The sequence below is a fragment of the Nocardioides mesophilus genome (assembly GCF_014395785.1).
Taxonomy (GTDB): domain Bacteria; phylum Actinomycetota; class Actinomycetes; order Propionibacteriales; family Nocardioidaceae; genus Nocardioides_B; species Nocardioides_B mesophilus.
In genome coordinates, this window is sequence record NZ_CP060713.1 from 2,446,209 (window position 1) to 2,458,294 (window position 12,086).

A 12,086-nucleotide genomic window follows, 5' to 3' on the forward strand; every position below is an offset into this window, starting at 1 on the left:
CAGCGCCCCGCGATGCTCCGCGACGTCCTGACTGGCCGCTGTCGGTGCGCAGCTGCCGATGAACGGTCGCCCCTCGGGCAACGGCTCAGACGATCAGGGTGTAGAGCCGGCCTTCGCCGAAGGACTGGAATCCCAGTCGCGCGAGGATCGGCTTCGAGGTGTTCACGCGCGCATGGACCAGCGCCAGACGTGCGCCGTGGTCGTGAGCGACCTCGAGCCGCTTGTTCAGAGTCTGTCGGTAGCCGCCGCGACCGCGCATCTGCGGCAGGGCGCAGCCGCCGTACAGCCGGGCGACGCCGTCCACGACTTGGCACCCTGCAGTTGCGAACGCCGTGCCGTCTGCATAGGCAACCACCCGGAAGCCACCCCCGACGTCAAGAGAATCGCCCAGGGATCGCAGCTGGTCCTCACGGCGATCACCGGAGGAGGGCTCACCTCCCCAGACTGCTGCCGTCACGGACTCCGCATCGTCGAGGCTTCGGGCGTCGTTCACGAGCACCGCGTGGACGTCTTCCGGCACCGGAATGGTCGGACGACCACCGGTCATGTCGTAGGCCAGAATCTCCGCCTCGTCAGAAGCCACCGCGCCACGCTCGATGAGCGCGCCTTCGAGAGCAGCCGGTGAGGTGCACGGTGTCACCCACCACTCGGTGCTGACCCGACCGCGCTTCCGGGCTGCGTCGCAAACGGCGCTCACCGCCCGCTCCGCGTCCTGGACCTGGCCGGGCATCGCGTAGAAGCCCATTCGCGCCCAGTCCGGGTAGTCGATGACGAGGACGCCTTCTATGCGCAACTTCTCAGCACCTGGCGGCACCCACTGCCAGGCGTGTGACGCCTCGAGCACCTGGTCACGCGTCCACATGACCGCACGATGCCACAAACCGCACTGGCATGCCGCGGGTGGCGGGCGCTGCGGCAAACCGGTTCCGGCCGCGCTCCGCGCTCGTCCAGCGCCGTGCAGCGGGTATTGCCGCGCATCCGGGAGTTCAAGGTGCGAGGCTCGTTCACGTGACCAGAGCAAGCAGGCGGGGTGGTGACGGGCGGCGCCAGCCAGAACGACGCGATCAAGGCGAGCGGGTCCTCATGCAGCGGCAACTTGCTGGCGTGCGACGCGCGTCCGAAGTGATCGACGTCCCGGGCACCCCACGAAGCCTGCGCCTCGACAACGCGGAGGCTGCAGCCGGGGGCGTCCGGTTGCGCTGGTCGTTCGCCGACCCCGAGGTGCTCCCAGGCGATCGTGAGCCGCACGGTCGCCGGATCCACGGCGTGCTCGAGGTTCGGCTGAGCCAGGACGTCCAGGACGACGTCGCGCGGGGCTGGTGGGCGGAGGCCCAGCTCGCGGCGGCGCGTCGCTACCGGCAGCAGATCGACGCCGACTGGAGCCCCGGCGAGCCGTACGTCCGCCGGATCTGGACCATCGAGGAAGCCTGGCAAGCGCTGCTGACCCATCTCGGCAGATACGGCGCCGAAGTCCACGTCGGCGACGGCGAGATCCGTGTGGTCAGGGGAACCGAGCAGACCGTCTACCGGATCGACCCGGCCGCATGGGCCGGCTACCTCACCGAACCGGAAGTGACTGAGGCCGCCGCCGACTCCGACATCGTGCCGGTCGCCACCCCGCTGGTCGATGGGCTCCCTCTGTGGGCGGTCGACGAGCTCTTCGAGGCCGCCGGCGCGTGGGGACCAGTGGTGGGACTGGTCGACGGACGGCTGGTCGGCCTTCAGGTGCGTGACGACTGACCAGGTGCTCGACTGGGCGAGCCTCCGAATGACGTCGTCACGCTGTCCCGTCTTGGGGACCCGTCAGACCACGGTCCAGGTGTCGCCGCTGTGGAGCAGCCCGGCGAGTGCCTCTCGCGGCGCCGGCGTGCCCTGGCGTGCGGTCACGATCTGCTCCCGGGCCTGGTCGTCGTACGTCGGGTGCTCGACCTGCCGGAAGATGCCGATCGGTGCGCGGTGCAGCGTCCCGGCATCGGTGAGGCGCGACAGCGCGAAGGCCGTCGTCGGGTCGGGGTCGTGGGCGTCGTGCACGAGGATGTCGGCGGGGTCGACCTCCGCGGTCGGTGACACCCGGAGGCCGCCGCTGCTGCGGACCACGGCCTGCGAGCCGAGCCCGGTGGCAGCGTCGACCGCACCGAAGGTGACCGGTCGGCCGTGCTCCAGCGGGATGATCGCCTCGGCCTTGGTGTCGTTGCCCTTGATCGCGTCGAAGGCTCCGTCGTTGAAGATCGGGCAGTTCTGGTAGATCTCCACCAGCGCGGTGCCCCGGTGCGCGGCCGCGGCCGAGAGCACGTGGGTGAGGTGCTTGCGGTCGGAGTCGACCGTGCGGGCCACGAACGTCCCCTCGGCGCCGAGCGCGAGCGAGACCGGGTTGAACGGGTTGTCGACCGAACCCATGGGGGTGGACTTGGTGACCTTCCCGGGCTCCGAGGTGGGGGAGTACTGCCCCTTGGTGAGGCCGTAGATCCGGTTGTTGAACAGCAGGATCGTCATGTTCACGTTGCGGCGCAGCGCGTGGATGAGGTGGTTGCCGCCGATCGACAGCGCGTCGCCGTCACCGGTCACCACCCACACCGACAGGTCCTCGCGGGCGGTGGCCAGGCCGGTGGCGATCGCCGGGGCGCGCCCGTGGATCGAGTGCATGCCGTAGGTGTCGAGGTAGTAGGGGAACCGGCTCGAGCAACCGATCCCGCTGACGAAGACGATGTTCTCCCGCCGCAGGCCCAGCTCGGGCAGGAACCCCTGGACGGCGGCGAGCACCGCGTAGTCCCCGCAGCCGGGGCACCAGCGGACCTCCTGGTCGGAGGTGTACTCCTTGCGGTTCTGCGGGGAGTCGGCGGTGGGGACTCCGGCCAGACCGGGGAAGGGAAGCTCGGCGGTGCTCATCGTGCGTTCTCCTGGGTGGTCTCGACGAGCTGGGTGATCGCCTCGGCGAGCTCGGCAGCGCGCAGCGGCAACCCGCGCACGTGGTTGTAGCCCACCACGTCCACGAGGTACTTCGCCCGCAGCAGCAGCGACAGCTGACCGAGGTTCATCTCGGGGACCATGACGGCGTCATAGCGCTTCAGCACGTCGCCGAGGTCCTTGGGGAACGGGTTGAGGTGCCGCAGGTGGGCCTGCGCCACCGACAGCCCGGCGTCGCGGACCTGGCGGACCGCGGCACCGATCGGCCCGTACGTCGACCCCCAGCCGAGCACCAGCACCCGGGCGCCGTTGCCGCCGGCCGCTGACGGGTCGTCGACCTCCAGCGGCGGGATGCTGTCCGCGATCCGCTCCACCTTCGCGGCGCGGGTCCGGACCATCAGGTCGTGGTTGGCCGGCTCGTAGGAGATGTTGCCGTGGCCGTCACCCTTCTCCAGGCCACCGATCCGGTGCTCGAGGCCGGGCGTGCCGGGCACCGCCCAGGGCCGGGCGAGGGTCTCCGTGTCACGGACGTAGGGCCAGAACTCGTCGGCTTCCGCTGGCTCGTCCCCGGCCGCGAGCTCGGCCTTGCGGGAGATGTGGTTGGGGGCGGTCGCGAAGCCCGGGTTGATGACCGGCAGGTCGGCGACGTCGGGGATCTTCCACGGCTCGGAGCCGTTGGCCAGGTAGCCGTCGGAGAGCAGCATCACCGGGGTCCGGTAGGTCACCGCGATCCGGGTCGCCTCGAGGGCCGCGTCGAAGCAGTCCGCGGGCGAGCGGGGCGCCACGATCGGGACCGGAGCCTCGCCGTTGCGCCCGAACATCGCCTGCAGCAGGTCGGCCTGCTCGGTCTTGGTCGGCAGCCCGGTCGAGGGGCCGCCGCGCTGGACGTCGACGACGACGAGCGGCAGCTCCACCATCACCGCGAGGCCGATCGTCTCCGACTTCAAGGCGATGCCCGGCCCGGAGGTCGTGGTCACCCCGAGCGAGCCGGCGAAGGCCGCGCCGAGCGCGGCGCCGACACCGGCGATCTCGTCCTCGGCCTGGAAGGTCGTGACGCCGAACCTCTTGTGCTTGCTCAGCTCGTGGAGGATGTCGGAGGCCGGGGTGATCGGGTAGGAGCCGAGGAACAGCGGCAGCCCCGACTGGGTGGACCCGGCCACCAGCCCGTAGGCGAGGGCCAGGTTGCCGGTGATGTTGCGGTAGGTCCCCGCCATCATCGGAGCCGGCTTGATCTCGTACTGCACCACGAAGGTCTCAGTCGTCTCGCCGAAGTTCCAGCCGGCCTTGAACGCGGTCACGTTGGCGTCGCGGATGTCCGGTGCCTTCGCGAACCGCCGCTCCAGGAAGGTCGTGGTCGGCTCGGTGGGACGGCCGTACATCCACGACAGCAGCCCGAGCGCGAACATGTTCTTCGCGCGTCCGGCGTCCTTGCGGGAGAGCCCGAACTCCTTGACCGCCTCGACGGTCATGTCGGTGAGGTCGACCGCCTGCAGGTCGTACTCGTCGAGGGTGCCGTTCTCCAGCGGGTTCTCCGCGTAGCCGGCCTTCGACAGGTTCCGGCTGGTGAAGTCGTGACTGTCCACGATGATCGTGGCGCCCTTCTTCAGGTCCCCCAGGTTGGCCTTGAGGGCCGCCGGGTTCATCGCGACCAGGACGTCCGGAGCATCGCCGGGGGTGAGGATGTCGTGGTCGGCGAAGTGCACCTGGAAGGACGACACGCCCGGCAGCGTGCCTTGCGGTGCCCGGATCTCGGCGGGGAAGTTCGGCAGGGTCGAGAGGTCGTTGCCGAAGGAGGCGGTCTCCTGGGTGAAGCGGTCCCCGGTCAGCTGCATGCCGTCGCCGGAGTCGCCGGCGAACCGGATGATCACGCGGTCGAGCTGCTTGACCTGCTTGGTCACGCTGAAGCCTTCTTTCCCCTGGCGTGCTGGGCCCGTCTGGAACCCTGCCCCTCGTCCCACGAGGGCCGCCTCGACAACTCCTCAATGCTACGTCCGGGACCACGGCTGTTCACGCCTCGTCCGAATCGCAGCGGAGTGCCTCACGCCACGCCCATCCATGGAGCGGTTGCGCGATCGCTCGACTAAGTGTAGTAACTTACTGTTATTACTCACCACGGGCTCGGGCCTCACGACGAAAGAGACATGACATGCGCGCCTCACACCTCGCTCTCGCCGGGACCGCGATCACGGCGATGCTGACACTGAGCGCCTGCGGTGGCGCCAGCGCCGAGTCCGGCTCCCAGAGCGACGAGATCAAGGTCGTCGGCTACTCCGTCCTGGAGCAGGCCAACACCTCCGTGATCAAGGACTTCCAGGCCACGACAGCCGGCAAGGACGTGAAGTTCACGACGTCGTACGGCGCCTCGGGCGACCAGAGCCGCGCCGTCGAGGCGGGCCAGGACGCCGACGAGGTCCACTTCTCCCTCGAGCCCGACGTCACCCGCCTCGTCGACGCCGGCCTGGTGGCCCCGGACTGGAAGGACAACGACACCGCGGGCATCTGCACGCAGAGCGTCGTCGTCCTCGTCGTCCGTCCGGGAAACCCGCTGGGCATCAAGACCTGGGCCGACCTGGTGAAGCCCGGCGTGGGCATCGTCACACCGAACCCGGCCTCCTCCGGTTCCGCCAAGTGGAACCTGCTGGCCGCCTACGGCCACGTGCTGGCCACCGGCGGCACCGAGAAGGAGGCGGAGGCCTACATCGGCAGGTTCTTCGACAACACCGTGGCGCTGCCCGACAGCGGCCGCGACGCCACGACCGCCTTCGAGAGCGGCAACGGCGACGTCCTGCTCTCCTACGAGAACGAGGCGATCCTGGCCCGGCAGAGCGGGGCCGACTTCGACTACGTGGTTCCCGAGCAGACCCTGCTCATCGAGAACCCGTGCGCGGTCACCGAGGACGCCTCCGACGCCGCCCAGGAGTTCCTCGACTACCAGAAGAGCGCCGAGGGCCAGAAGGCGTACGCCGCCACCGGCTACCGCCCACTCGTGGACACCGGTGACGTCGAGGTCGAGGGTGCCAACGACCCGGCGGACCCGTTCCCGACGCCGGCCACCCTGCAGACCATCGACGGCGACTTCGGCGGCTGGGGTGAAGCCAACACCGAGTTCTTCGACGAGAACGACGGCATCCTCACCAAGCTCCAGGCAGCGGCGGGGCAGTGACAGCGACGCTCACCGCCACCGGCACGGGCCGCCCCGGACGCACGCGCCGGGCGGCCCGTCCGCGGGCGCTCACCCGCGCCTCGGGTCTCGGCCTCGGTGTCGCCATGACCTGGTTCAGCCTGCTGGTCCTGATCCCGCTCGCCGCGGTCGTCGTCAAGGCGGCCGGCGGGGGCTGGGCGACGTTCCAGGAGACGCTCACCAACCCGCAGACCCTGGCCGCCCTGCGGCTGACGGTCGCCACCTCGCTGGTCGTCACAGCGCTCAACATGGTGATGGGCACCGTGATCGCCTGGGTGCTGGTGCGAGACCGGTTCTGGGGAAGACGCGTGCTCGACGTCGTCATCGACATCCCGTTCGCGCTGCCCACGATCGTGGCCGGGCTGGTGCTGCTCTCCCTCTACGGCGCGGAGAGCCCGCTCGGGGTGGACGTGGCCAACACGCGGGCCTCGGTGTTCCTCGCCATCGCCTTCGTCACGCTGCCCTTCATCGTCCGGACCGTCCAGCCGGTCCTGGAGGAGCTCGAGCGCGACGTCGAGGAGGCGGCGGCCTCGCTCGGTGCGACCCCCGCGACGACCTTCCGCCGGGTCGTGCTGCCGGCCCTGGTGCCGGCCATCTTCGCCGGCGCGGCGCTGTCGTTCGCCCGGGGGATCAGTGAGTACGGCTCCCTGGTGCTGCTCAGCGGCAACCTCCCCAACCGCACCGAGGTCACCTCCGTGCGCGTCCTGACCTACCTCGAGGGTGGGAACGCGGCCGGCGCCGCGGCGCTCGCCACCATCATGCTGGTGGTCGCGCTGCTCGCGATCGTCGCGCTCGACATGACCCAGCGGCGGGTGTCCCGCCGTGCCTGAGCCTTCCTCCCTCGTCCGCTGGTCGCTGCGCCTCGTCGTGGTGGCCTACCTGTTCCTCCTCGTCGCCTGGCCGAGCTCGCTCGTCGTCCGGCGCGCCTTCGCCGGCGGGCTCGAGGGGATGCGCACCGCGCTTTCGGACCCGGACGTCACCCATGCCCTGCAGCTGACCGCGGTGGTCGCCGGAACCGCGGTGCTGATCAACCTGGTCTTCGGGGTCGGCATCTCGATGCTGCTGGTGCGCTACGACTTCGTCGGCAAGAGGACGCTGTCGGTGCTGATCGACCTGCCGCTCTCAGTCTCCCCGATCGTGGTCGGGCTCGCGCTGGTGCTGGTCTACAACGGCCGGTTCGGCTGGTTCGGCCCGGCGCTCGAGGAGCGCGGGCTGCAGGTCATCTTCGCCACGCCCGGGATGGTGATGGCCACCTGCTTCGTCGCGCTGCCCCTGGTCGTCCGGGAGGTCGTGCCGGTGCTGGAGGAGATCGGGGACGACCAGGAGCAGGCCGCCCGCAGCCTCGGCGCCAACGCCCTGCAGACCTTCCGCCGGGTCACCCTGCCCGGGATCAAGTGGGCGGTGGTGTACGGCGTCGTGCTGAGCCTCGCCCGGTCCCTCGGCGAGTTCGGTGCCGTCAAGGTCGTCTCCGGCAACGTCTCCGGGGACACCCAGCTGGCCACCCTGCTCGTCCAGCAGAAGTACCAGAACTTCCAGCAGGAAACCGCCTACGCGGTGGCCTTCATCCTCGCCGCCGCCGCCGTGCTCTGCATCGTCGTGGTGTCGCTGCTTCGTCCCCAGGAGGACCGATGAGTATCGAGATCACCGGCATCGACAAGCGGTTCGGGGACTTCGTGGCCCTGGATGACGTGTCGCTGTCCATCCCCAGCGGGCAGCTGACCGCGCTGCTCGGCCCCAGTGGCGGCGGCAAGTCGACGCTGATGCGGATCATCGCCGGCCTCGAGGTGGCCGACGCCGGGACCGTGGTCATCGAAGGCACCGAGGCGACCCACCTGCCGCCGCAGAAGCGCAACGTGGGCTTCGTGTTCCAGCACTACGCCGCGTTCAAGCACATGACCGTGGCCAAGAACGTGGCGTTCGGACTCGAGATCCGCAAGCGGCCCAGGGCCGAGGTCAAGGCCAAGGTGGAGGAGCTGCTCGACCTCGTGCACCTGAGGCAGTTCGCGCACCGGCTGCCCTCCCAGCTCTCCGGGGGCCAGCGGCAGCGCATGGCGCTGGCCCGGGCCCTGGCCGTGGAGCCGAGCGTGCTGCTGCTCGACGAGCCGTTCGGCGCTCTCGACGCCAAGGTCCGCAAGGAGCTGCGCGACTGGCTGCGACGCCTGCACGACGAGGTGCACGTGACAACCGTCTTCGTCACCCACGACCAGGAGGAGGCGCTCGAGGTCGCCGACGAGATCGTGGTCATCAACGAGGGTCGCATCGAGCAGGTCGGTGCTCCCGACGTGCTCTACGACGAGCCGGCCAACGAGTTCGTGATGTCGTTCCTCGGCGAGGTGACCACCCTGGACGGTCACCTGATCCGACCGCACGACATCGATGTCTTCGACCACGACGCGGTCCTCGACGCGGTGCCCGGCGTGGTCAGCCGGCTGGTGCGCGTCGGCTTCGAGGTCCGCCTCGCGGTGACCACGGAGAGCCGTGAGGAGGTTTCGGTCGTGCTCACCCGCGCCGAGGCGCGCAGTGCCGGCCTCCGGGAAGGGGCGACCGTCTGGCTGGCACCGCACCGCGGCGCCCAGACCGTGCCCGTCGGCGATCGTGCCGAAGGGCCGGTCGGGGCGCCGGTGGCTCAGCTCCAGTAGATGATCACCTTGGTCCCGAGCGGGACCGCGTCGAAGAGCGCCGCCACGGCGTCGTAGTCGCGGACGTTGACGCACCCGTGCGAGGCGCCGTCGTAGCCGTGGGCGGCGAAGTCCGGCGAGTAGTGCACCGCCTGGCCCCCCGAGAAGAACATCGCGAACGGCATCGAGGTGTTGAACAGCGAGGACACGTGGTCGCGGGACTTGCGGTAGACCGAGAACTGCCCCTCGCGGGTGGGCAGCTCCGCGGAGCCGAACCTGACCTCCACGTTCTCCCGGACCTCGCCGTCGACCACCCAGCGCAGGCTCCGTGAGGTCTTGTCGATGCAGAGCACCGGTCCACTGAGGCAGCGGGGGTCCAGCGGCGCACCGGCGGATGGCTTCGGCTCGCGGTTGGCCAGGTCGTCGGCCGTCGGCTCGCTGGTCATCCCCTCGAGCAGGTCCAGGGTGCGCTGGTCCACCGACCCGGTCTGCGGGATGCCGCGCTTGCCCTGGAAGCCGGCGACGGCGTCCCGGGTCTGCGGGCCGTAGGCGTCGGTGACGTCACCGGAGAACCAGGCGATCTGGCGCAGCCGGGCCTGGATCTCCCGCACCTGCGGGCCGGAGGCGCCAGGCGCGAACAGCGCGGGCCCGGGCCGGTTGAACAGCTGGGCCTCGGTCGGCCGGCTGGTCATGGCGAGCAACCGGCGCCAGGTCGCCCGATCCACCACTCCGGTGGACTCCAGGCCGCGCTTCTCCTGGAAGCCGGCGACCGCCGTCCGGGTGTCGGGGCCGTAGTCCCCGGTGGTTGTCGGACCGAACCAGGCCAGCTGGGCGAGCCGGGACTGCAGCTCGCGGACCTGCAGGCCGCCCGCGCCCGGAGCCAGCACCGGGATGGGCTCCGGCTCGGGCGCGACCGACGGCTGGGGGGCGCGGGACGGGTCCGGTGTCGCCGACGGTGTCGCTGCCGGGCCGGACGGCTCGCTCGTCGAGGGTGAGGGCACCTGCTCGGTGGCGCGCGGCTGGGCGGCGGTGCGGTCGCGCAGGGCGGTGTCGGTGGCGTCGCTGAGCCCGAGGACGCCGTACGCCGCTCCGCTGGCCGCGAGCAGCAGCACGGAGACGGTGGCCGCCGTCGTGGCGATCCGGCGACCGCGGCGTCGTGGGGTCGCGGCGTCGCGCGGCTGGCGGGGGGTGGTGTCCATGTCGTGCTCCCGTGGTCGTGGTGCGGCGCGGGTTGTCGCGTCCTCTGCACCAATAGACGCGATGGGGCCCCCGATGGTTGCAGGCGTCCGGGTCCCCCGACCGTACTCGGCCCGGGACTGCTCCCGCGGCAACCGCGACGCTCCGGCGGGGGCGTGTCATCGACGACCTCAAATACTGTTGTTAGTCTAGTGATACAGTTGAGTTAACGACGAGGGAGTCAGGATGAGACGACGTCGGGTGCTGGTGGTCGGGGGAGGCGCGGCCGGGGCGATCGTCGCGGCCGCGCTGGTGCGGGAGGCGACGGAGCCGCTCGACGTGCGCATCGTCGAGCGCGCGGCCACGACCGGACCGGGGCTGGCCTACCGGCCCGGCGACCCCACGCTGCTGCTCAACAACTATGCGGCGCGGATGAGTGCGGTCGAGGACGACCCCGGGCACCTGCTGCGCTGGTGCCACGCGCACGGCATCCCCGCCGGACCGCACTCCTTCCTCCGGCGGGATACCTACGGTCGTTACCTTCGCGAGCTCGTGCCGGCTCCGGGGCCCGGCGACGACGCCCGGGTGACCCGGCTGCGAGGCACGGTGGTCGGGCTGGCCGACCTATCGTCGGCGTACGTCGCCACGCTCGCCTCGGGCGCCCAGCTGACCGCCGACGACGTGGTGCTCGCCCTGGGCAACCCGCCGCCGCGCGACGTCGCCAGCTACCGGCAGCGGGCCACCACCTACGCGGCGGACCCGTGGGCACCGGACCTGCCCGAGCGGGTCCGGGACGGGGACCGGGTGCTGCTGGTGGGCACCGGGCTCACGGCGGTCGACGTCGCGCTGCGGCTGGCCTCGGCACACCGAGACGTCGAGCTGGTCGCGGTGTCCCGGCACGGGCTGCTCCCCCTGCTGCACCTGGACCAGCCGCCGGCCCCGGTCGGGCCGTTCCCCGTGGTGCCGTCGCTCACGGATCTGCTCGAGCGAGTGCGTCGGGAGCGGGTCCGCCACCCGGAGGGGTGGCGCGAGCTCGTCGAGTCGCTCAAGCTGTCGGCCAACGACCAGTGGTCCGCCTGGAGCCCGGGGGACCGAGGGCGCTTCCTCGCCCACGCGGCGCGCCGGTGGGAGACCGCCCGGCACCGGATGGCGCCGGGCGTCGCCTCCCGGATCGAGAGCCTCCGGCTCGAGGGCCGGCTGCGGGTCGGCACCCCGTCGCTGGCGCAGCCCTCCGAGGTGGAGCTGGTCGTCAACTGCACCGGGCCGGCCCCCGCCTGCTCCCCTGGGTGGAGTCCGCTGGTCGACGCGCTGCTGGCCCGGGGCCTGGCGAGGCCGGGGCCGCACGGGCTGGGCCTCGACGTCGACCGGGCCGGCCGGCTGCTCGACCCGGCTGGGCGCCCGGCTCGGTCGGTGCACGTCGTCGGGGCGGCCCGGCGTGGCGTGGAGTGGGAGGTGGCCGCCGTGCCGGACCTGCGCCGGCAGGCCGGGGGCGTCGTACGACGGCTCGGCCGGACCGTCGCCGGCGCGGGATCGCTGGCGGGCTGAGATGACCGCCACGACCGCGCTGCGGACGCCGCTCACCGACCTCATCGCCCGGATCCGTGTCGTGGTCGACCGCGGGCTCGACCCGGCCCGCACCGCCACCGACGTGGCCCGCTACCTCAAGCCGGCGCTGCTGCTGCCGGAGCTGGTGCCGCCCGAGGCGCTGCGCGGATCCCCCGACGGCTACACCCAGCACGTCCTGCACGTCGAGCCGGGCGGCGCGTTCTCCGTCGTGGCGCTCGTCTGGCTGCCCGGTCAGGCGACCCCCGTGCACGACCACCTGTCGTGGTGCACGGTCGGCGTCTACGAGGGACAGGAGACCGAGACGCTGTACCGGCTCGCGGGCCCCCGCGGTCGCCGGCAGCTGGTGCGCAGCGGCTCCACGGTGAACGCCCGCGGCTCCGTCAGCGCCATCGCGCCACCCGGTGACATCCACCACGTCGCGAACACGGGACGCGTGACCGCCGTCTCGTTGCACGTCTACGGGGCCGACATCGGCGAGCTCGGCAGCAGCATCCGTCGCTGCTACGACGAGGCTCCCGCGGAGAAGCGACGCCGGCGCACCACGGGCTAAACCCCCTCATTCACGTGTCGAACGTCGCGTCCCCAGGAGTTGGGTCGGCCCCGCGGACACTGTTAGGTTCAATGAACAGCGCGCGGCAGGG

At 71.3% G+C, this 12,086-nt stretch carries 11 protein-coding genes; 7 read left to right on the forward strand and 4 right to left on the reverse strand.

Annotated elements, in window-relative coordinates:
* Positions 1–85: 85 nt before the first annotated feature.
* Positions 86–862, reverse strand: coding sequence for a hypothetical protein (locus H9L09_RS11735; protein ID WP_187577138.1), 777 nt, complete (start codon positions 860–862; stop codon positions 86–88).
* A 242-nt stretch (positions 863–1,104) separates the two neighbouring features.
* Here H9L09_RS11735 and H9L09_RS11740 point away from each other — a divergent pair, with 242 nt between their 5' ends.
* Positions 1,105–1,740: a hypothetical protein gene (locus H9L09_RS11740; RefSeq protein ID WP_187577139.1), complete on the forward strand. Its 636-nt coding sequence runs from the start codon at positions 1,105–1,107 to the stop codon at positions 1,738–1,740.
* A gap of 63 nt (positions 1,741–1,803) precedes the next feature.
* Here the strand turns inward: H9L09_RS11740 and H9L09_RS11745 are convergent, their stop codons facing one another.
* Together H9L09_RS11745 and H9L09_RS11750 are read right to left on the reverse strand one after the other, a co-directional pair.
* Positions 1,804–2,886 (reverse strand): 2-oxoacid:ferredoxin oxidoreductase subunit beta, encoded by a 1,083-nt coding sequence (locus H9L09_RS11745; RefSeq protein ID WP_187577140.1) that lies wholly within the window; start codon positions 2,884–2,886, stop codon positions 1,804–1,806.
* On the reverse strand, positions 2,883–4,802 hold the full coding sequence (locus H9L09_RS11750; RefSeq protein WP_187577141.1) for a 2-oxoacid:acceptor oxidoreductase subunit alpha: 1,920 nt from the start codon (positions 4,800–4,802) through the stop codon (positions 2,883–2,885). Before H9L09_RS11750 ends, H9L09_RS11745 begins: the two co-directional genes overlap by 4 nt.
* Before the next feature lie 248 nt (positions 4,803–5,050).
* On the opposite strand from H9L09_RS11750, the gene H9L09_RS11755 reads away from it, so the two are divergent.
* Genes H9L09_RS11755 through H9L09_RS11770 form a run of 4 tightly spaced genes read left to right on the forward strand, consistent with a single transcriptional unit; the run spans position 5,051 to position 8,724 of the window.
* Positions 5,051–6,067 carry a sulfate ABC transporter substrate-binding protein gene (locus H9L09_RS11755; RefSeq protein ID WP_187577142.1) on the forward strand — a complete coding sequence of 339 codons (1,017 nt, stop codon included), beginning with the start codon at positions 5,051–5,053 and terminating at the stop codon, positions 6,065–6,067.
* Positions 6,064–6,915, forward strand: coding sequence for a sulfate ABC transporter permease subunit CysT (gene cysT, locus H9L09_RS11760; protein ID WP_246455978.1), 852 nt, complete (start codon positions 6,064–6,066; stop codon positions 6,913–6,915). The genes H9L09_RS11755 and cysT overlap by 4 nt, the downstream gene beginning before the upstream one ends.
* Positions 6,908–7,717 carry a sulfate ABC transporter permease gene (locus tag H9L09_RS11765; protein WP_187577143.1) on the forward strand — a complete coding sequence of 270 codons (810 nt, stop codon included), beginning with the start codon at positions 6,908–6,910 and terminating at the stop codon, positions 7,715–7,717. The genes cysT and H9L09_RS11765 overlap by 8 nt, the downstream gene beginning before the upstream one ends.
* The gene (locus H9L09_RS11770; RefSeq protein ID WP_187577144.1) at positions 7,714–8,724 is read left to right on the forward strand and encodes a sulfate/molybdate ABC transporter ATP-binding protein; all 1,011 of its coding nucleotides are present in this window, start codon (positions 7,714–7,716) and stop codon (positions 8,722–8,724) included. Before H9L09_RS11765 ends, H9L09_RS11770 begins: the two co-directional genes overlap by 4 nt.
* On the opposite strand, the gene H9L09_RS11775 is transcribed toward H9L09_RS11770, so the two are convergent.
* Positions 8,712–9,902 carry a L,D-transpeptidase family protein gene (locus H9L09_RS11775; RefSeq protein ID WP_187577145.1) on the reverse strand — a complete coding sequence of 397 codons (1,191 nt, stop codon included), beginning with the start codon at positions 9,900–9,902 and terminating at the stop codon, positions 8,712–8,714. The two genes, H9L09_RS11770 and H9L09_RS11775, sit on opposite strands and share 13 nt — an antisense overlap.
* A 223-nt stretch (positions 9,903–10,125) precedes the next feature.
* Here H9L09_RS11775 and H9L09_RS11780 point away from each other — a divergent pair, with 223 nt between their 5' ends.
* Entirely contained in the window at positions 10,126–11,424 is a 1,299-nt protein-coding gene (locus tag H9L09_RS11780) for an FAD/NAD(P)-binding protein (protein WP_187577146.1), read from the forward strand.
* 1 nt (position 11,425) lies between these two features.
* Entirely contained in the window at positions 11,426–11,995 is a 570-nt protein-coding gene (locus tag H9L09_RS11785; protein ID WP_187577147.1) for a cysteine dioxygenase family protein, read from the forward strand.
* Positions 11,996–12,086: the final 91 nt, after the last annotated feature.